The sequence below is a fragment of the Saccharothrix sp. CB00851 genome (assembly GCF_001905065.1).
GTDB lineage: Bacteria > Actinomycetota > Actinomycetes > Mycobacteriales > Pseudonocardiaceae > Actinosynnema.
Genome location: NZ_LWLC01000023.1, coordinates 439,730 through 458,886, shown reverse-complemented (window position 1 = coordinate 458,886; position 19,157 = coordinate 439,730). Strand labels below are relative to the sequence as shown.

Below are 19,157 nucleotides of genomic sequence, written 5' to 3'. Positions count from 1 at the left end.
GCGCACCCCCCAACCCCAACCCCTCCAACAGCTCACGACGCCGCGAATACGGCAGCTCCAGCGTGGGAGAGCCGTCCAGGTGCAACACGTCGAACACCAGGAACGTCACCGGCGTCCGCGCCACCAACCGCCGCGCCTGCGCCGCCGACGCGTGCATCCGCTGCTGCAACGCACCGAAACTCGGCCGACCACCCTCCAACGCCACGATCTCCCCGTCCAACAACACCTGCGTCGCACCCAGCTGCTCACCCAACCCCTGCAACTCCGGGTACGTCCCCGTCACGTCATTGCCCAACCGGCTCGTCAACCGCACCCGCCCACCCTCGACCCGCGCGATCGCCCGCACCCCGTCCCACTTGAACTCGAACGCCCACTTCGACCCCGGCCCCGGCAACTCCGCCGCCGCCGTGGCCAACATCGGCGCCACCGACTCCGGCAACGCCACCCAGTCCGGACGCGCCGGCTCATGCCGCCGCCGCACCATCCAGTCCTCGCCCCCACCCGCCGCGTCCCGACGGAAGAACACGAATTCGCCCTCCACCCGCGACCCGTGCAACACCACGTCCACCTCGCGGTCGGACCACTTCACCGTCTCGTACCGACCCCGGTCCCAGATCACCATCCGACCCGCGCCGTACTCACCCTTCGGAATCACCCCCGAGAACGACGCATACTCCAACGGGTGATCCTCGGTGCGCACCGCCAACCGGATCGTCCCCGGCTCCGGCGGCAACCCCTTCGGCACCGCCCACGACACCAACACCCCACCCCGCTCCAACCGCACATCCCAGTGCAGCCGCGACGCGTGATGCTCCTGGATCACGAACGTGTCGTCACCACCACGCGGCAACACCGCGTCATCACCCGGCACCGGCTCCGGCGTCCGCCCCGCATCCCGCTTGCGCCGGTACTCCGAAAGATCCCCACCCATCCCGCGCCGCCACGCCCTCAGGCGGGCTTCGCCTTCTTCTTCGCCGGAGCCTTGCGCGACGACGACCCCGACGAGCCGGACGAAGCCGCCTTCTTCGCCGCCGGCTTCCGCGCCGCCGACTTCCCACCCCGCGCCGACTTCGCCTGCTCCACACTCCGCTCCAACGCCGTCATCAGGTCGATCACCTCACCGGCCTCCTCCACCTCAGGCCGCTCCGGCAACTCCGCACCCTCCGCCTTCGCCTCGATCACCTTCTGCATCGCCTCGGTGTAGTCATCGGTGAAGTCATCCGGATCGAACGACCCCGCCATGCTGTCCACCAACGACGACGCCATCTTCAACTCCTGCGGCCGAACCTCCACATCCGAACCCAAAAACTCGAAATCAGGCTTCCGTACCTCATCCGGCCACAACATCGTGTGCATGACCAACAAATCATCACGCGCCCGCAACATCGCCAACGTCTCCCGCTGACGAATCGTGATCTTCACCACCGCGAGCTGCCCACTGCGCTCCAAAGCCGTCCGCAACAACACGTACGGACGCGTCGCCGCCTTGTCCGGCTCCAAATAATAGGACTTCTGAAAATAAATCGGATCGACTTCCTCGACCGGCACGAACTCCAACACGTCGATCGCGTGATCGGTGTTCAACGGCAACTTGTCGAAATCCTCCGCATCCAACACCACCACCCGACCGTCGTCCAGCTCGTAACCCTTCGCGATATCGGCGTAGGCGACCTCCTCGCCGCACACCTGACACACCCGCTTGTACCGGATGCGCCCACCGTCCTCCCGGTGCACCTGGTGGAACCGGAAGTCGTGCTCCTCCGTGGCCGTGTACAACCGGACACCGATCGTCACCAACCCGAAGGAGATCGCCCCACGCCACACGGACCTCATGCCACGTGACTACCCGCGAACAGCACGATCCGCACCAGCACGTCACCCGAACGGGCTAACAATCAGGCGTGCCGCGACCCGCCACCGAGCACCTCAACCACCCTCACCCCACAACCGCCCCGACGGACCAACCACGCGTCACTCCCGCTGCGGCAACCGCGCCAACGACGCATACGTCCGATTACCCGCCACCGCCGCCCGCCGCTCCCGCGCCGTCGCCTCGATGTAGTTCTGCGACGTCGCCAACGACGCGTGCCCCAACAACGCCATGATCTCCGAGGCCGACGCACCGTCCTCCGCCAACCGCGTCGCGAACGTGTGCCGCAACGCGTGCAGGTTCGCCCCCGACGGCACCCGATCGTGCAACCCCGCCCACCGGAAGCACGACCGCACCAAGTACTCCAACCCACCCCGCCCGATCGGCTCACCGTGCCGATCGCGCAACAACGCCGACCCCCGGTCGAACCGACCCTGCGGAAAACGCCGCCGACACGACGCCACGTACTGCTCGATGATCCGATCCATCGCAGGCTCGATCGGCACCGACCGATCCCGGTTCCCCTTGCCCGCCACGTGCAACCGCCGCTCACCCGGCCGACCCACCACCGACGCGTGCGTCAACGTCCGCATCTCCGCCGACCGCAACCCCGCCACCAACCCCAACGCCAACACCAGCACGTCCCGCTCAGGCCACGGATCACGCCCACGCCGCACACCCTCCGCCGCGGCCGCCAACAACCGCTCCGGCGTGTCCTCACCCCGCAACGGCTTCGGCACCAGCGGGGGAGTCTTCGGCCGCGCCACCGCACCCATCGGGTTCCCCGCCACCAACTCCTCCGCCACGCAGAACGTCAAGAACTGGTTCCACGTCGACCACGCCCGCAACACCGACGACTTCGCGTGCGAATCCGCGAACACCCCGAACGCCGCACGCAGGTTCCGCGCCGTCAGGTCCGACATCTCCAGCAGCTCCGGGGGAGTACCCGCCACCTCCGCCAGCAACGCCGTGACCCCGGCCAGGTCACGCCGGTACGCCGCCGTCGTGTGCGGCGAATCCTTCCGCGGCCGACGAGCGAGGAAGAACGACTCCTGAGCGACAAGCACCAGCATGTCGATCTTCCTACCGCACACCACCGACAAAACCCGACCCCCGCAGGGGGAGGGGAGTGGGCCAACCGCGTGAACGCAGCCCGAACCGGCACCTCGTGGCCCGCTCGCCGGGTTCGCGGGGCAGTTCGCGATCTCGCCCCGGTGTCCCGAGCACCGCGTCGACTCCGACGTGTCGACCGCGCGCCGATCCCCCTGTCTCACCATGATCAACTCATGGATAATTGCCATTATCCATCAAACGCGGGTCCGGAAGGGGTGGGGCCCCGACCGGGGGATGCCACTCTCGAACGCTCCGCAGGCAGCCGATCCAGCCCTGAAACGCACACCGCACGCACTGCACGACACCATCACGCCCGTCGCGGCCGTCAGGCGCCGCCGAAGGGCCTGGCGCCCGCCGAGGGCTCGACCTCGATGATCAACACTCACGTGCGAGCCCGCCGGGTACGCCGTCCCGACGCCCGCTGACACCGCCCGTGATCCGTCACTGTGACGTTTCTATGGCGGTGTGCCGGGGCCGGACGACTCGGCACTGCCACCGGCCTTCCGGTCCGACACGCCCCGCTGTCGACCCTCAAGCCCGACCCGGCGTCGGTCCGCACGAACGCGACGACCGAGGCGCCCGGTGACGGCGCGGACGGCGGTGTCGTACGCGCGCATGCACTGCCTGTGTGCGGTGTGGCCGGTCCGCGGCTTCGCGCCCCTGTCGACCGGCCTGTCCGCAACGCCGATAATCTACATTATGTTAAGTAAGAGGTTCAGGGCCGCTCCCCCAGCACGTCGAAGTAGTGCGCGTTCTCCATGACGCCGAGCACGTTGCCGAACGGGTCGACCACGCTGGCGGTGACGTAGCCGTCGCCGCGGACCTTCGGCTCGTCGTGCGGCGTGGCGCCGAGTTCGGCGAGTCGGTCCAGCGTGGCCCGCAGGTCGTCGACGGCCCAGTACGTGATCGCCCCGGCCGGTCCGCTGTGCACGTCGTGCGGCGCGTAGTCGCTCTTGACGATGCCGAACTCGTGCTCGTAGTCGCCGATCCGGAACTCGATGTAGCCGCCGGGGACCTTGAAGTACGCCTCGATGCCGAACAGCCGGGTGTACCAGGCGGCTGCGGCGTCGAGGTCGTCGGCGAAGAAGCTGGTGGTGGTGAGTCCGCGGAGCATGGTGTTCCTTCCGGTCCTGGTTGTGCTTCTCCCCCAGTCTGGCGGTTGAAGTGCTCACCAATTGAGCACTTTTGGGGCGAGACTGGGTTCATGCGTGCGGACCGGTTGGTGGCTGTCCTGTTGTTGATGCAGGCGCGGGGGCGGGTGACGGCGGCGGAGTTGGCCGAGGAGTTGGAGGTGTCGGTGGCGACGGCGCGTCGGGACCTGGAGGCGTTGTCGTCGGCGGGTGTGCCGGTGTACCCGCAGCCGGGGCGTGGTGGTGGTTGGCGGTTGGTGGGGCGTGCGCGGACGGATCTGAGCGGGTTGACGGCGTCGGAGGCGCGGGCGTTGTTCTTGTTGGTGGGTCCTGCGGCGTCGGGGTCGCCGGAGGTGCGTGCGGTGTTGCGGAAGTTGGTGCGGGCGTTGCCGGAGACGTTCCGGGAGGGTGCGTTGGCGGCGGCGGACGCGGTGGTGGTGGATGTGGCGGGTTGGGGTGAGGTGGGTCGGGGGCGGCCGGGGTTGGTGGGTGTGTTGGAGGAGGCGGTGGTGGGGCGTCGGCGGGTGGTGTTGGTGTACGAGGGGCGTGGTGGGGTGCGGTCGGAGCGGGTGGTGGAGCCGTGGGGGTTGGTGGACAAGGACGAGGTTTGGTACTTGGTGGCGGGGACGGGTGCGGGTGAGCGGACGTTCCGGGTGGATCGGGTGGTGTCGGCGCGGGTGACGGAGGAGGTGTTCGAGCGGCCGGTGGGGTTCGACTTGTCGGTGGCGTGGGAGCGGGTGGTGTCGGAGGTGGAGCGGCGGCGGGGGTCGGTGTCGGCGGTGGTGTCGGTGGAGTCGCGGTTCGCGCCTGTGTTGCGTGATCAGTTCGGGCGGCATTGTGAGGTGTTGGCGGAGGTGGGTGGTCGGGTGAGGTTGCGGTTGTCGGCGCCGACGCCGTTGATGATCGCGCAGGTGTTGGCGGGGTGGGGTGGGTTGGTGGAGGTGGTGGAGTCGGGGGCGGTGCGGGCGGAGTTGGCGCGGTTGGGTGCGGAGTTGGTGGCGCTCAACGGTTCGGGGTGAGGCCGCTCCCCCGGGTTCGGGGTCGAGGGGGTCACATGCGGTCGTGGATGCGGGTTCGCATGGGCTTGTCCCCCAGTGCCTTCAGGGCGGCGTCGATGAGGGTGGTGAGGGGGTAGGGCAGTTCGGTGTCGAGGTCGCGGGCGGCGGCGGTGGTGGCGGTCCACTCGGTGTCGAGGGTGGGCAGGATGGCGCGGGCGTGGTCGGTGAGGTGGACGATGCGGCGGCGGGCGTCGTCGCCGGGTTTGAGGTCGACCAGGCCGTCGCGGCGCATCTGGTTGACGGTCTGGCTGATGGCGGAGTGGGTGATGCCGATGGTGTCGGCGAGGTCGCGGATGGAGAGCGGTCCCTTGGTGTGGACGAGGCGGATGACCGGGGTGTAGCGGGGGCGGAAGCCGGGGAGGCCGAGGTCGGTGTAGACGCGGGCGGCGTCGCCTTCGAGGAGGTCGAGCAGGTGGCGGAGGCGGGTGCCGAGGTATTGGCCGGTGTGCGGGTGGTCCACTCCTCTAATGTAACAGTGCTGTTGTATCTGTGAGGAGGGGTGGATGTACCCGGAGATCGAGCCGTTCGAGCACGGGATGTTGGACGTCGGTGACGGCAACCTCGTGTACTGGGAGGTGTGCGGCAACCCGGAGGGCAAGCCGGTGGTGTGCCTGCACGGTGGGCCGGGAACGGGCTGCTCCCCCGGCATGCGTCGGCACTTCGACCCGGAGGCTTACCGGATCGTGCTGCTGGACCAGCGTGGCAGTGGGCGGAGTCGGCCGCACGCGAGTGAGTACTCGACGGACCTGTCGGTGAACACGACGGCGCATCTGGTGGCCGACATCGAGTTGCTGCGTGAGCACCTGGGGATCGAGCGGTGGATGGTGTTCGGCGGGTCGTGGGGTTCGACGCTGGGGTTGCGTTATGCGCAGTTGTTCCCGCATCGGGTGACGGAGATCGTGCTGGTCGCGATCACGACGGGCCGGTACGCGGAGTTGGACTGGTTGTACAACGGGTTGGGCATGTTGTTCCCGGAGCAGTGGTCGAGGTTCCGGGACGGTGCGGGCGAGGGTGCGACGGATCTGGTGGCGGCTTATCACGCGTTGCTCAACGATCCGGATCCGGTGGTGCGGGAGAAGGCGGCGACGGACTGGACGGACTGGGAGTTCTCGATCGTGTCGCTGGACCCGGAGTACAGGCCGGGGCCGCGGACGGCGGACCCGGCGTGGCGGATGGCGTTCGCGCGGCTGTGCGCGCACTACTTCAGCCATCGGTTGTGGTTGGCGGACGGGCAGGTGATGGGGGACGTGGAGCGGTTGCGCGGGATTCCGGCGGTCCTGGTGCACGGTCGGCTTGACCTGCAGGGTCCGCTGGGGACGGCGTGGGAGTTGGCGCGGGCGTGGCCGGACGCGGAGTTGGTGGTGGTGCAGGGTGCGTCGCACGCGGGGTCGGATCCGGGGATGGCGGAGGCGGTGCTGGCGGCGACGGACCGGTTCGCGCGGCGCTAGCTAGGGGCGCCAGATGGTGGTGGTCCTGACGGTGACGCCTTCGAGGTCGGGTGGTACCGGTACCTCGAAGGCGTCGACCCGGGTCCAGTTCCGGGGCATGAAGGTGCGGTGGGGGTCGCCGACGAGGACGAGGGTGCCGTGTCGGTGGGCGGTGAGGAGGAACGGTTCGACGCGGGCGGCCATGTCGTGGTCGTAGAAGACGTCGCCGGCCAGGATGACGTCGGTGTCGGGTCGGGTGTCGAGCAGGTCGCCGGGGGTGATGGTGACGGTGACGTCGTTGGCGCGGGCGTTGAGTGCGATGGCGGTTGCCGCGACGGGGTCGACGTCGTTGGCGGTGACGATGCCGCCCGCGCGGGCGGCGGCGACGGCGACCAGGCCGGAGCCCGAGGCCAGGTCCAGGACGCGGCGGCCGGTGACGAGTTCGGGGTGGTCGAGCACGTGTCGGGCCAGGGCCTGGCCGCCTGCCCAGGGGAAGGCCCAGAACGGTGGTTCGGGTGATCCGGTGCGTTCCCAGAGGGTGACGATGTCGTCCGCGGTGCGCAGGATGATCTCGGGTGTCAGCGGCACGGGTCGGGCGCTGGTGACGGAGAGGACGAAGTCCTGCACTACGCGGGGAGCTTCTGTGGCTCGACGGCTTGGGAGAGTCCGTCCAGGGACAGTCCTACGGCGTCGCACAGGGCGGCCACGGTGAAGAACGCCGGGGTGGGGACGCGGCCGCGTTCGATCTTGCGCAGCGTTTCGACGGAGATGCCGGCCGCGGTGGCGACGTCCACCATGCTGCGTTGTCCGCGGGCGCGGCGGAGCAGTTCGCCGAGGCGTTCGCCGCGGTCGCGGTCGGATTGGGTGAGTGGCTGTCGCACCATGCCGTGATAGTAATACCGGTATTACTATCACGGTTGGGAGCTTGTGGTGATCGAGGTGAAGAGCCCCGGCGAGCTGGACGCGATGCGTGCCGCGGGCGTCGTGGTGACCGAGGACGGGCCGCGCGTGCTCACAGCCCCCCGGCAACCCGCAGCACCGCGCCGGTCGTGAACGAGGCGGCGTCGCTGAGCAGCCAGGCGACCGCTTCGGCGATCTCCTCGGGCTCGCCGGGTCGGCCGAGCGGGATGGCGGAGGCCACCCGGTCGGGTCGGTCGGGCACGCCGGACAGCTCGTGGATTTCGGTGCGCACGGTGCCGGCCGCGACCGCGTTCACCCGGATCCCCCGCGGGCCGAGTTCCTTGGCCAAGCCGACGGTCATCGCGTCGACCGCCGCTTTCGTGGCCGCGTAGTGCACGTACTCCCCCGGCGAGCCCAGCGTGGCGGCGGCCGAGGACAGCGACACGATCGAGCCGCCCGTCACCAGGTCGCGTGCCGCCCGTCGGGCGCACAGCAACGCGCCCACGACGTTGACGTCCACGACCCGGCGCAGGTCCTCGGTGCGCAGGTCCGCCAGCGGGCCGACCGGGCTGGTGATCCCGGCGTTGACCACCACCCCGGTGACCTGTCCCAGCTCGGCGGCGGCGTCGAACAGGGCGTCCACGTCGGTCTCGTCGGACACCTCGGCCCGCACCGCGAGCCCGCCGACCTCCCGTGCCAGCGCCTCGGCCCGGTCGGCGGCGGCGCGGTAGCCGAGCACCACCCGGTGCCCGTCGGCGGCGACCCGCCGTACCACCGCGGCGCCGATGCCGCGGCTGCCGCCGGTCACCACGATCAGGCCAGCCACGCGGTCACCTCCGCGTCCACCACGACCTGCTCGGTCACGAGCATGTGCGCCAACCCGGGCACGTCCACCAGCCGTGCGCCGGGCACAGCCGCGCACAGCTGCGCCTGTACCGGCCGGAACGCCGGGTACTCCTGCTCGCCGCGCACGACGAGCAGCGGCACGTCCAGTTCGTCCGCCCGGGCGAGCACGTCCAACGGCTCCGCCGCCGCACGCGAGGCGTCGGTCCAGTCGTAGGACGCGAACACGCCCGCGTCGATCGACGCCTCCACCACCGCCTCGGCCCGCACCGCCGGGTTCACCACCGCCACCCGCCGCACCGGCACGACGCCCCGGACCGCCGTGGTCAACGTGACGTGACCGCCCGCCGAGCCGCCCACCAGGTCCACCGGCCCGTCACCGCAGTCGAACCGGTCCCGTGCGGTCCGCACCAGCGCGGGCATCGCGGCCACCGCCGCTTCCACCATCGGCGCGTAGGTGTCCACCAGCGGGTCGGGACCCGTGTCCCGCTGCGGCAGCGCCGGATACAGCCGCCACGCGTCCACCCCCGTCAACGGCAGCGCCTCGGCCATCGCCTCCGGTGTCCCGGGCTCGCCCAGCAGGTGCCACACCACCACCAACCGCCGGCCTCCCGCCGCCGGCGGCACCGCCACGAACCGCACCCCGGCGGCCTCACCCGTGATCGTCATGTCCCCGAACCTACGATGCGGACGACCCCGATGGCGTCCACCCAGCGCGAACACTGTCCACGCACGGCCACCGCAAGCCGCCCGAACGCGTGAATCCGCACCCCGATGTCACTCGAACGGCTCTGCCAGGGCACCCTGAAGGTGTGACCGAGCCGCGTTGCGCCGCGATCTCCGCGGACCTCGACGAACCCCAGGCGGGCACCGCCGCCACCGCGACCGCCTGGATCTGCCTGGAACAACCCGGCCCGTGGGGACGCGACGCGCTCACCCAGAGCAGGCTCGACCCGGCGCTCGGCGCCGAACTGGCCCGCCGCGCCGCCGACACCGGTGTCCGGGTGCTGCTGATCCGCCGCCCCGGCCGCCACGCCGACACCCACCACGACGCACCCCGCCGCGTCTACCTCGCCGCCACCACCCCCGGCCGGCCTCGGCTCGAGCAGGCCGACGTGACCGACCCCGCCGCCCTGCTCGACCTGGACTTCGCCGCCCTCGCCGCCGGACACCCCACCGGCCTGGGCAGCTCGGTCACCGGACCGTTGTTGCTGGTGTGCGCCAACAGCCGCCGCGACGTGTGCTGCGCCCTGCGCGGCCGGCCCCTCGCCGAAACCCTCGCCGCGACCCGACGCGACACCGTCTGGGAGTGCACCCACACCGGCGGCCACCGCTTCGCGCCCACCGGCGTGCTGCTGCCCACCGGCTACACCTACGGCCGCCTCGACGTCGACCTCGCCGGCAGGCTGCTCGACCAGGCCGCCCGCGGCCACGTCGTCACCGACCGCTGCCGGGGCCGTTCCACCCACCCGCCGCGCGGTCAGGTCGCCGAACTCGCCGTGCGCGACGTGACCGGCGAGCACCGCGACGTGCTCACCGTGCACGGCGACACCGTGCACCACGCCGACGGCCGTGCCTGGCGCGTCACCGTGGAGGACCGGGAACTACCGGCCACCCGGCCCGCCGGCTGCGGCGCGGCGCCCACCCCGGCCGGCGGGCTCGTCGCCACCGCCGTGGACCGGCTCGTCCCCGTCGGCTGACCCGGCGCCCGGTACGGCGGCGTGGAACAGCCCCAGCCCGACCGCGTACGGGTCGTCCAGCCCCACCGCCCGCAACGCCGCCTCCGGCAGCGCCAGCAACGACACCGCCACGCCTAGGAAGTAGGCGTCCAGCAGTCCCGCGTCCCGTGCGGTGCTCGACAACCCGGCCGCGGCGTGCAGCCCCGCGCCCGCCTCCGCGTTGGACACCGCCATCCGGCCCAACGCCGCACGCACACCCGGGCGGCGCACCGCTTCCAGGTACAGCTCCACCATCGCCAGCAGCTGGGTGGGGTCCTCGACCACCGCGCGGCGCAGCAACGCCGGGTACAGCTTCGCCACCTCCGCGGGCGAGATCCCCTCCGGCGTGGTCTCCCGCAGCCGCCGCACCGCCGCCGCGTGCAGCGCCGTCATCCGGGCCGCCGCCGCGCCCAGCAGCGCGTCCCGTGACGGGAAGTAGTTCTTGGTCGTGCCCTCCGGCACCCCGGCGGCCCGGTCCACCGCCCGGTGCGTCAGCCCGCGACCGCCCTCCGCCGCCAGCACCGAGATCGCACAGTCGCACAGCAGGTCCCGACGGCTCGTCACGGGGACGGGACACTAGCCGATCCGGCACCGCCCGCCGTCGCCACCACCCGCCCCGCCTCCAGCACCAACCACACGCCGCACACGCAGCGGACGTAGTCCACGCGGCCGTGCGACGACACGGGGTACACGCGCTCGGTACTGGGCCACCCGCAGCAAGGGCATCTGGTGTTCACGCCACCAGCGTGATGTCATGGTTCAGTGCATTTCAACCCTTACGGCGGGGCCGCGGCGGAACTCGCCGCCGCGCTGGTCAACGCCGACCCCGACAGCAGCGCCGCCGACCTGCTCGACCTGCTGCGCAAGCACGGCTACAAACCCGTCGGCACCCTCGACGAGCGGCAGGCCCGCGACCTCACCGCCTGGGCCGCCCGCCTCTCGCCCGTCTTCGACCGCACCCCCGACCAGGTCGACCTGATCAACGACCTGCTCGCGGAAGCCGCCGCCAAGCCCTACATCTCCACCCACGACGACCGGTCGCCCCACCTGCACTTCGCGCCCGAACACGCGCCCACACCGCACCGCGTCCGCGCGTTCACCGCCGCCGGTCTCGCCCACGCGGTCTGCGCCGACCCCCGCCGGCTGGGCCGCTGCGACCGCCCCGGCTGCCGCACCGTCTACGTCGACACCTCGCGCAACGGCCGCCGCCGCTTCTGCAGCACCCGCTGCGCCAACCGCGTCCACGTCGCCGACCACCGCACCCGCACCGCCTGAGCGCCGGCCGGCGCGTGACGCGTCAGTGCATGCGGCGTCAGTGCACGCTGCGTCAGTGCATGACGCGGCGGCCGAAGCGGGCGTTGCCGAACTCCGCCGCCTCGCCGATCAACGCCGACCCCACATCGGTGCGGCCCCGGAACCACGCGTGCCGGAACCACGCGTCCTGGTGGAACACCACCTCGCCGAACAACGCCCGACCGCCGAACCGCACGTGCCGGAAATCAGCCCGACCCGACACCTCGGCCCGCCGCAGGTCCGCCCGACCCGACACCTTCGCCCGCGCGAACACCAACTGGTCGGCCACCTGCGCCGACCGCAACGACACGTTGCCCGCGAACACCGCCAACCCGAACGACACCGACCGCGCGAACAACGCGTCGGTGAACACCGCGTGCCGCAGGAACCTCGCACCCGCGAAGTTCGCGTCACCCGTCACCGTCATCGCCTCGAACCGCGCGTCACCCACGAACACCGCCCCCATCAGGTCCACCCGGTTCACCCGGCACCCCGACAGGTCGACGTCCACCAGGATCGCGCCCGGCGCCACCACGTCCATCCCCGGCCAGAAGTCCTCACCCGGACGCAGGTGCGACACCAGCTCCCGCTGCACCGCCGTGCGCCACGGCGCGTCCAACCCCCGGCTCACCCCGCCCCGCAACGCCGCCAGCCACGCCGTCACCACCGCCTGCCGCCGCCGCGGCACCTGCCGGCCGATCTCGGCCAGCAGCAGCAACCCCTCCTGCTCACCGGCCCGGAACAACCGGTTCGCCTCACGCCACACCGACACCGGAGCCGGCGCCGCACCCGCCCGCGGCTTCACCCGCCGCCGCGCGTGCTCGTCCAACAACGTCTCCGAACGCGACGCGCGCGCATGGCGCACACCAATCCAGACGATGACCAACGCCACCGCCAACGGCCCCAGCCACGACGACATACCCCCGATCATGCCCCTGCCGCGTACGTCGACGGACGTAGTTCCCGTCACCGCTTCGTGCCCGACGCCGGGACGCCGGTCCGAGCGGAGCATCGACGGCATGGAACCCACCCGCACGCCACGTGCCTCCGACACCGACCGCGAGGTCACCGCCGCCCGGCTGCGCGACGCCGTCGGCGACGGCCGCCTCACCCTCGCCGAGGCCGACGACCGCATCACCGCCGCCTACGCCGCCGTGCACCGGCACGACCTCGACGCGCTCACCGCCGACCTGCCCACACCGCCACCACCCCCGGCCGTGCCGCCCGCACGCCACCGGCCGCCCCTGCTGCCCGTCGTGCTGCTGGTGCTCGCCGTCGCCTGGATCGCCTCGCCCCTGCCGTTCCCGTGGCCCCTGCTGCTGATCGCCCTGCTCGTCCACCGCGGCGCGCACCGCCGCCGCACCCGGCGGCACGACCCGATCACCCCGGCGGCCTGATCCGCCCGCGCCCCTCCTGCCCTAGAGTCCGGCGCATGGACCTGACCGACGCGTGCTTCGCGGGCGCCGCCCGACAGGCCGAGCTGCTCCGATCCGGCGCGCTCACCTCACGCGACCTCGTCGCCGAGTGCCTGCGCCGCATCGACCGGCACGACCGGCACCTCAACGCGTTCCGGCTCGTGTTCACCGAGCGGGCCCTCGCCGACGCCGACCACGCCGACGCCCAGCGCGCCCAAGGGCGCGACGCGCCCCTGCTCGGCGTGCCCGTCGCGGTCAAGGAAGACCTCGCCCTCGCCGGGCTGCCCACCACCAAGGGCACCGCCGCCGTCGACACCACCGCGCCCGCCGACGCCGAGATCGTCCGCCGCCTGCGCGCCGCCGGCGCCGTCATCGTCGGCCGCACCCGCATGCCCGAACTCGGCCTGTGGCCGTTCACCGAGTCCACCTGGGCCGGCGCCACCCGCAACCCCTGGTCACCCGCCCACTCGCCCGGAGGGTCCAGCGGCGGGTCCGCGGCCGCCGTCGCCGCCGGCCTCGTCGGCGCCGCCATCGGCACCGACGGCGCGGGTTCCATCCGCATCCCCGCCGCCTGCACCGGCCTGTTCGGCCTCAAACCCCGACGCGACCACGTGCCGCTGACCCCCGACCGCGACGTGTGGAACGGCCTGGTCGCCGCCGGACCCATCACCCGCCACGTCGCCGACGCCGCCCTGCTGCTCGACGTCCTGGCCCCCGGCCACGACCACACCGCCGCCGTCACCGACACCCGCGCCCTGCGCATCGCCGTGTCCCTGCGCACCTGGGGACCCGGCATCCCGGTCGACCCCGAGGTCCGCGACGCCGTCCTGGACACCGCGGGCCTGCTCGCCGACCTCGGCCACGACGTCACCCGCGTCGACCGCGACGTGCACGACATCACCGGACCCGCCGCGTTCGCCGCCCGCTACCTGCACAGCGCCGCCACCACCGAACAGGCTCTGGACCGACCCGACCGGCTCGACCCGCGCACCCGCGCCGTCGCCGCCCTGGGCCGCGCGCTGCCCGCGCCCGCCGTGCGCACCGCGCTGGCCCAGACCGCGAAACTCACCCGCGCCGCCAACCGGCTGTTCACCGACCACGACCTGCTGCTCACCCCCGTGCTCACCCGACCGCCCCTGCGCGTCGGCGAGTGGAACCGGCGACCCACCGTCGCCGCCCTGCTCGCCGCCGCCCGCATGACCACGTTCCTGCCGCTGTGGAACATCACCGGCAACCCCGCCGCGGCCGTCCCCGCCGGCCACACCCGCACCGGCCTGCCCCTGGCCGTGCAGCTCGTCGCCGCCACCGACGACGACCGCGCCATCCTCACCGCCGCCGGCCAACTCGAACGCGCCCGCCCCTGGGCCGACCGCCGCCCACCCACCACCTGACCCCCGAGAGTCCTACGTTCGGAACGCGCGTGTCCTACACCCAGGACCCCCGAATTCAACGCTCGGAACACGGCGGTTACCCGTCCAGCTCCTCCCGCCACCGCCGCAACCACTCCGGCACGCGGCCACCCGACACCGCGTCCAACTCGCCCTGTACCACCTGCCGCAGCACGTCCCGCGCACCCGCGGCCAACTCCGCCAGCACCTCCTCGCGCACCACGGGCCAGTCACCCGACGACGACGCCACCGCCCGCAACCGCGCATACGTCTCCCACGCCGGACGCGCCGCGAACGCCCGCCGCCGCAACCCCACCGCCCGCCCCTGCCAACCGGCGCGCAGGCACTCGTCCACCCCCAGGTCCACCAACCGGGTCGCCGCCCCACGCCCGCCCGTGGCCACCAGACCCCGCTCCACCCACTCCACCGCCTCCGCCGACCGGCCCGCGTCCCGCAGCACCGTCGCCACCTGCAGGTAGTGCCAGCCCGACGACAAGTCCTTCGACAGCACCAACACCTGCAGGTCCACGTCACCGGTGTGCTCGGCCAACTCCTCCATCACCCGCAGCAACGCCCACCGCTCCCGGTCGTAGCGGCCGGTCTCGCCGAACCCGATCACCGGCAACCGCTCGAACCGCGCCACCGCCTCCGCCCGGTAGAACGCCAACCCCTCCGGCCCCAACGACGACGCGTAGGACGCCAACCGCACCTCCGGCGGCTCGGCGAACCCCGTCTGCACCCGCAACAGCCACGCCGCCAACTCACGCCCGTCCACCGGCGGCCCGTCCGCGCACGCCACGGCGTGCAGGTCCAGCACCCGATCCACCAACCCGGCCAACGCCCCGCGCTGCGCACTGCCCTGCGCCGCCGTCACCAACACCTCGACCAGCTCCCGCGCCACCACCTCCGCACCCGACCCGGCCCGCACCAACGCCGACAGCTCCGCCACCACCGACGCCAACTCGTCCCACCGCGCCGGCCACGGCACGTCGACACGCGCCAGCACGGTCGCCGCACGACCCGGTAATGCGTCCACCGCGACATCCAACCGCACCCCGCCCCACCCGACGAGACCCCACCACCACACCCACGACCGCGCCCCACCCGCCCCACCACGCGAAAGGGCGCCGGCACCCGCGCCGACGCCCCACCCACCGAGTCCAAGATCACCAACCCGGTGTCACTGCGACCGCGGCGGCTCCACCCCGGCACCCACCTCACGCACCGGCGACCCCGCGCCCAACGCGCCCGGATCCGCCCCGCGCTCCACCGACGCCTGCTCCAACGGCCCCGGCACCTCCTTGCGCGCCACCGCCTCCGCCGCCCGCACCGCCTCGGCCACCGCCGGATCCGGCGCCGTGTCGAACCACTCCGCCACCGACGCGTCGTCCGCCTCCGGCGCCGAGGTCACCGGCTGCTCGTAGGCGGGCGGCTCATACCGGAACACACCGTCCTCGCCCGGCGCGCCCAGCATCTTCGCGAACCCCTCCAGCGCCTTGCCGTAGTCCGACGGCACCAGCCACACCTTGTTCGCGTCACCCTGCGCCATCTGCGGCAACGTCTGCAGGTACTGGTAGGCCAGCACCTCCGGCGTCGGCTTGCCCGCCTTGATCGCCGCGAACACCTTCTCGATCGCCTTCGCCTGACCCTGCGCCTGCAGGTACCGGGCCGCCCGCTCACCCTGCGCCCGCAGGATCGCCGACTGCCGCTCCGCCTCCGCGGCCAGGATCGCCGCCTGCTTCGCACCCTCCGCCGACAGGATCTGCGCCTGCTTCTGACCCTCCGCGGACTTGATCGCCGCCTCCCGCTGACCCTCCGCGTTGAGGATCATCGCGCGCTTCTCCCGGTCCGCGCGCATCTGCTTCTCCATCGAGTCCCGGATCGAGGGCGGCGGGTCGACCGCCTTCAACTCCACCCGCGCCACCCGGATGCCCCACCGGCCCGTCGCCTCGTCCAGCACACCGCGCAGCTGGTTGTTGATCTGGTCACGGGAGGTCAGCGTCTCCTCCAGGCTCATCCCGCCCACCAGGTTGCGCAGCGTCGTGGTCGCCAACTGCTCCACACCCACGATGTAGTTCGAGATCTCGTACACCGCCGCCCGCGGATCGGTCACCTGGAAGTAGACGACCGTGTCGATCGACACCGTCAGGTTGTCCCGGGTGATCACCGGCTGCGGCGGGAACGACACCACCTGCTCGCGCAGGTCGATCCGGGCCCGCACCCGGTCGAAGAACGGCACCAGGATGTTCAACCCCGGCGCGGCGGTCGTCCGGTACCGGCCCAGGCGCTCGATCACCGCGGCCGTGGCCTGCGGGATCACCAGCACCGACTTCACCGTCACTATCAGCACGAACAGCACCAGGACCGCGATGACGATCAGCGTGGTGGTCAACTCTCCCCGCCTCCACTCAGGCCCCGGACAGCACCACCGCGGTCGCGCCCGAGATCTCGACAACAGTGACTTCGGCGCCGGGCTCGATGACCTCGCGGTCCAGCGACCGCGCCGACCACACCTCGCCACCGATCCGCACCCTACCGCCGTGGCCATCCACAGTGGACACGACAATGGCCGTGCTGCCCACCAGGGCCTCCACGCCCGACTTGTGCCCCGAACCCAGCGCCATCCGGCGCTTGATCGCGGGCCGCGCGCCCGCCACCAGCCCCAGCGACACCAGGCCGAACACGATCGCGCTGACCACCACGTCCGCGCCCAACGCCGACGCACCCGCCGCGCCGAACGCGGCCAGACCCAGCATGACCAGCACGAAGTCGCCCGACAGGACCTCGGCCGCCACCAGGACGACACCGAGGACCAACCAGATCAGCGCGGCCACCGGTCCATACTCGCACTTCCGCGCGTCACGGTGGGGTGTTTCACCCCGCCGGCTCGGTCACGAAGTCGATCAGCCGCTCCACCGCGCCGATCAACGGCGTCTCCAGGTCCCGGAACCCCGACACCCCCGCCAACACCCGACGCCACCCCTCGTAGGGCTCACCCCAGCCCAGCGCCGCGCACACCCCCTTCTTCCACGGCACGCCCCGCGGCACCACCGGCCACGCCGCGATCCCCACCGACGCGGGCTTCACCGCCTGCCACACGTCCACGTACGGGTGGCCGGTGACCAGCACGTTCTCGTCCCGGACCGCCGAGACCAGCCGTGACTCCTTGCTGCCCGCCACCAGGTGGTCCACCAGCACACCCAGCCGCCGACCCGGACCCGTGCCGAACTCCGCGATCCGGTCGGCCAGCACGTCCACCCCGTCCAGCGGCTCGACCACGACGCCCTCCACCCGCAGGTCGTGCCCCCACACCCGCTCCACCAGCTCCGCGTCGTGCAGACCCTCCACCCAGATCCGGCTGTCGCGGGCCGTGCGGGCACGCAGCCCCTCAACCTTCACCGACCCCGACGCCGTCCGCGCCGGTGTCGCCGCCTTCGGCGCGGGCCGCACCAACGTCACCGGTTGCCCGTCCACCAGGAAACCCGCCGGTCGCAGCGGGAACAGCCGGTGGCGGCCCTGCCGGTCCTCCAGCACCACCTGACCGTGCTCGAACCGCACCACCGCGCCGCAGAACCCCGACGCCGGGTCCTCCGCCACCAGCCCGACCTCGGCCACCACCTCGGGCACCGTCCTGCGCTTGCGGCCCGACAGCACGTCGCGGCCGTAGTCGTGTGATCGCACGGCCGGCGACGTTACCGGCCGGCGGCCACCGAGGGGTGGTCGGGGAAGAACCCGGCGAACACCTCGCACCACGCCGCCAACCGGTCCCCGTCCACCACCGCTGACCAGCGCTCGATCCCGTCGCGCAGGTCAGGGGAGGCGTAGGCGAAGTCGACCGCGTCCGACGCCGGGTCGCCCACGCACGGCCGCGGGTCGATCGCCACCGGCCCCCGCGCGCCCGCGTCCAGCACGTTGCCGAAGTGCAGGTCGCCGTGCAGCAACGTCGGCGTCACCCGGTCACGGGCCAGCTCCGCCGCGCGGGCGTGCGCCTTGTCGTGGTCACCGGGATGCCGCTTGCGCAGCACGCCGAAGATGAAGTCCACCCGCTCGCTCAACGGCGGGAACCCGTCCGCCGGCGGGATGTGCAGGCCGCGCAGCACCTCGGCCAGCTGCAGGCCGTCCTCGGCGGGCGTGCCCGGCACCAGACCCTCCAGCAGCAACGCGCCCCGCGCCGGATCCGCCGCCAGCACCCGCACCATCCGCGGCGACGGCTCCCACGCCCGCAACGCCGCGAGCTCCTGCGCCGCGATCGCCGGCTCCGGCGTCACCTTCACCACCACCGGCTCACCGCCGCGCGCGCACAACAGGGCGTGCGACGTGCCGCCCGACAACGGCCGCACCACCTCCAGACCCCAGTCCCGGCACAACCCCGCCACCAGCGCGTCCACCCCGGCCAACCACGACCGCACCCCCGGGCCGAAGCGCCGCACCATCCGCTCGTCCAACGACGCCACCCGCCGCCCCCTTCAGCCGTCCAACCTTCAGCCGTCCAACCTCAGGATGAACTCCTCCACGTCCTCACCACGCCCCTCGGCGAACCCCACGTCCTCGCCCACCGCCACGAACCCGCACTTCTCCAACACCCGCAGCGACCCCAGGTTGTCCACCGCCGCCCGCGCGTACAGCGGCCGCAGCGGCTCGTCGCGCAGGAACCGCTCCAACGCCGCCGTCGCCAACCCCCTGCCCCAGTGCTCCCGGTCGATCCAGTAGGTCACCTCGGGCTCGCCGAACTGGAAGAACCGGGCCACGTGCCCCACGACCTCGCCGTCGAACACCACCGTCCGCGCCACCGCCGAGTCGTCGGCCAGGATCCGCGCCCACCGCACCAGGAACGCCGCCCGATCGGACGGATCCGCCGAGGTGAACGCGGCCATCCGCACCGCCTCCGGATCACGCTGGTGCTCGAAGAACACCAACACGTCGGCAGCGGTCACCTCGCGCAGCTCCACGTCCACGCGGCAAGTACACAACACCCGCCCCCGACCCGGTGGAGATCCCCCGC

The 19,157-nt window shown here is 72.3% G+C and carries 23 protein-coding genes; 6 read left to right on the top strand and 17 right to left on the bottom strand.

Features of this window, described 5'->3' with window-relative positions; all coding sequences use genetic code 11:
• The 4 genes from A6A25_RS23490 to A6A25_RS23475 form a co-directional block, all read right to left on the bottom strand.
• On the bottom strand, positions 1–931 hold a 931-nt coding region (locus A6A25_RS23490; RefSeq protein ID WP_274534335.1), incomplete at its 3' end, for a DNA polymerase ligase N-terminal domain-containing protein.
• 17 nt (positions 932–948) lie between these two features.
• The gene (gene ku, locus A6A25_RS23485) at positions 949–1,833 is read right to left on the bottom strand and encodes a non-homologous end joining protein Ku (RefSeq protein WP_073893222.1); all 885 of its coding nucleotides are present in this window, start codon (positions 1,831–1,833) and stop codon (positions 949–951) included.
• Positions 1,834–1,971: 138 nt separating this feature from the next.
• Positions 1,972–2,943, bottom strand: coding sequence for a tyrosine-type recombinase/integrase (locus A6A25_RS23480; protein WP_073893221.1), 972 nt, complete (start codon positions 2,941–2,943; stop codon positions 1,972–1,974).
• Between the two features lie 755 nt (positions 2,944–3,698).
• Positions 3,699–4,097: a VOC family protein gene (locus tag A6A25_RS23475; protein ID WP_073893220.1), complete on the bottom strand. Its 399-nt coding sequence runs from the start codon at positions 4,095–4,097 to the stop codon at positions 3,699–3,701.
• Between the two features lie 90 nt (positions 4,098–4,187).
• Here A6A25_RS23475 and A6A25_RS23470 point away from each other — a divergent pair, with 90 nt between their 5' ends.
• Complete coding sequence (locus A6A25_RS23470; protein ID WP_073893219.1) at positions 4,188–5,132, top strand: helix-turn-helix transcriptional regulator; 945 nt, start codon at positions 4,188–4,190, stop codon at positions 5,130–5,132.
• Positions 5,133–5,163: 31 nt separating this feature from the next.
• Here A6A25_RS23470 and A6A25_RS23465 read toward each other — a convergent pair whose 3' ends face one another.
• Positions 5,164–5,631 carry a MarR family winged helix-turn-helix transcriptional regulator gene (locus A6A25_RS23465; protein ID WP_143193346.1) on the bottom strand — a complete coding sequence of 156 codons (468 nt, stop codon included), beginning with the start codon at positions 5,629–5,631 and terminating at the stop codon, positions 5,164–5,166.
• A gap of 43 nt (positions 5,632–5,674) precedes the next feature.
• On the opposite strand from A6A25_RS23465, the gene pip reads away from it, so the two are divergent.
• Positions 5,675–6,619, top strand: coding sequence for a prolyl aminopeptidase (gene pip, locus A6A25_RS23460; RefSeq protein WP_073893217.1), 945 nt, complete (start codon positions 5,675–5,677; stop codon positions 6,617–6,619).
• On the opposite strand, the gene A6A25_RS23455 is transcribed toward pip, so the two are convergent.
• The 4 genes from A6A25_RS23455 to A6A25_RS23440 all read right to left on the bottom strand — a co-directional run bounded on the left by A6A25_RS23455 (position 6,620) and on the right by A6A25_RS23440 (position 9,010).
• On the bottom strand, positions 6,620–7,225 hold the full coding sequence (locus A6A25_RS23455; protein WP_073893216.1) for a class I SAM-dependent methyltransferase: 606 nt from the start codon (positions 7,223–7,225) through the stop codon (positions 6,620–6,622).
• The gene (locus tag A6A25_RS23450) at positions 7,225–7,482 is read right to left on the bottom strand and encodes a helix-turn-helix domain-containing protein (RefSeq protein ID WP_073893214.1); all 258 of its coding nucleotides are present in this window, start codon (positions 7,480–7,482) and stop codon (positions 7,225–7,227) included. Before A6A25_RS23450 ends, A6A25_RS23455 begins: the two co-directional genes overlap by 1 nt.
• A 128-nt stretch (positions 7,483–7,610) precedes the next feature.
• Positions 7,611–8,324: an SDR family oxidoreductase gene (locus A6A25_RS23445; protein ID WP_073893213.1), complete on the bottom strand. Its 714-nt coding sequence runs from the start codon at positions 8,322–8,324 to the stop codon at positions 7,611–7,613.
• Complete coding sequence (locus A6A25_RS23440) at positions 8,312–9,010, bottom strand: alpha/beta fold hydrolase (protein ID WP_073893211.1); 699 nt, start codon at positions 9,008–9,010, stop codon at positions 8,312–8,314. Before A6A25_RS23440 ends, A6A25_RS23445 begins: the two co-directional genes overlap by 13 nt.
• 143 nt (positions 9,011–9,153) lie before the next feature.
• Here A6A25_RS23440 and A6A25_RS23435 point away from each other — a divergent pair, with 143 nt between their 5' ends.
• On the top strand, positions 9,154–10,041 hold the full coding sequence (locus tag A6A25_RS23435; protein ID WP_241828865.1) for a sucrase ferredoxin: 888 nt from the start codon (positions 9,154–9,156) through the stop codon (positions 10,039–10,041).
• Here the strand turns inward: A6A25_RS23435 and A6A25_RS23430 are convergent.
• Positions 9,946–10,623 (bottom strand): TetR/AcrR family transcriptional regulator, encoded by a 678-nt coding sequence (locus A6A25_RS23430; protein ID WP_143193345.1) that lies wholly within the window; start codon positions 10,621–10,623, stop codon positions 9,946–9,948. The genes A6A25_RS23435 and A6A25_RS23430 overlap by 96 nt on opposite strands.
• 198 nt (positions 10,624–10,821) lie before the next feature.
• On the opposite strand from A6A25_RS23430, the gene A6A25_RS23425 reads away from it, so the two are divergent.
• Positions 10,822–11,334 carry a CGNR zinc finger domain-containing protein gene (locus tag A6A25_RS23425; protein ID WP_073893210.1) on the top strand — a complete coding sequence of 171 codons (513 nt, stop codon included), beginning with the start codon at positions 10,822–10,824 and terminating at the stop codon, positions 11,332–11,334.
• 52 nt (positions 11,335–11,386) lie between these two features.
• On the opposite strand, the gene A6A25_RS23420 is transcribed toward A6A25_RS23425, so the two are convergent.
• Entirely contained in the window at positions 11,387–12,271 is an 885-nt protein-coding gene (locus A6A25_RS23420) for a pentapeptide repeat-containing protein (RefSeq protein ID WP_073893208.1), read from the bottom strand.
• A gap of 100 nt (positions 12,272–12,371) precedes the next feature.
• Here A6A25_RS23420 and A6A25_RS23415 point away from each other — a divergent pair, with 100 nt between their 5' ends.
• Both A6A25_RS23415 and A6A25_RS23410 read left to right on the top strand, forming a co-directional pair.
• Positions 12,372–12,749: a DUF1707 SHOCT-like domain-containing protein gene (locus A6A25_RS23415; protein WP_073893206.1), complete on the top strand. Its 378-nt coding sequence runs from the start codon at positions 12,372–12,374 to the stop codon at positions 12,747–12,749.
• 35 nt (positions 12,750–12,784) lie between these two features.
• A complete protein-coding gene (locus A6A25_RS23410) occupies positions 12,785–14,158 on the top strand; it encodes an amidase family protein (protein ID WP_073893205.1) in 1,374 nt (457 codons plus the stop codon).
• Between the two features lie 76 nt (positions 14,159–14,234).
• Here the strand turns inward: A6A25_RS23410 and A6A25_RS23405 are convergent, their stop codons facing one another.
• The 6 genes from A6A25_RS23405 to A6A25_RS23380 form a co-directional block, all read right to left on the bottom strand.
• A complete protein-coding gene (locus A6A25_RS23405; RefSeq protein ID WP_143193344.1) occupies positions 14,235–15,209 on the bottom strand; it encodes a hypothetical protein in 975 nt (324 codons plus the stop codon).
• A 126-nt stretch (positions 15,210–15,335) separates the two neighbouring features.
• Positions 15,336–16,547, bottom strand: a complete 1,212-nt coding sequence (locus A6A25_RS23400) for an SPFH domain-containing protein (RefSeq protein ID WP_073893201.1) — start codon at positions 16,545–16,547, stop codon at positions 15,336–15,338.
• A 16-nt stretch (positions 16,548–16,563) separates the two neighbouring features.
• Positions 16,564–16,989 carry an NfeD family protein gene (locus A6A25_RS23395; protein WP_073893200.1) on the bottom strand — a complete coding sequence of 142 codons (426 nt, stop codon included), beginning with the start codon at positions 16,987–16,989 and terminating at the stop codon, positions 16,564–16,566.
• Between the two features lie 40 nt (positions 16,990–17,029).
• On the bottom strand, positions 17,030–17,836 hold the full coding sequence (locus A6A25_RS23390) for a DUF3097 domain-containing protein (protein WP_073893198.1): 807 nt from the start codon (positions 17,834–17,836) through the stop codon (positions 17,030–17,032).
• An 11-nt stretch (positions 17,837–17,847) separates the two neighbouring features.
• Positions 17,848–18,609, bottom strand: coding sequence for an aminoglycoside phosphotransferase family protein (locus A6A25_RS23385; protein WP_073893196.1), 762 nt, complete (start codon positions 18,607–18,609; stop codon positions 17,848–17,850).
• Between the two features lie 27 nt (positions 18,610–18,636).
• The gene (locus A6A25_RS23380; RefSeq protein ID WP_073893195.1) at positions 18,637–19,110 is read right to left on the bottom strand and encodes a GNAT family N-acetyltransferase; all 474 of its coding nucleotides are present in this window, start codon (positions 19,108–19,110) and stop codon (positions 18,637–18,639) included.
• Between the last annotated feature and the right edge of the window lie 47 nt (positions 19,111–19,157).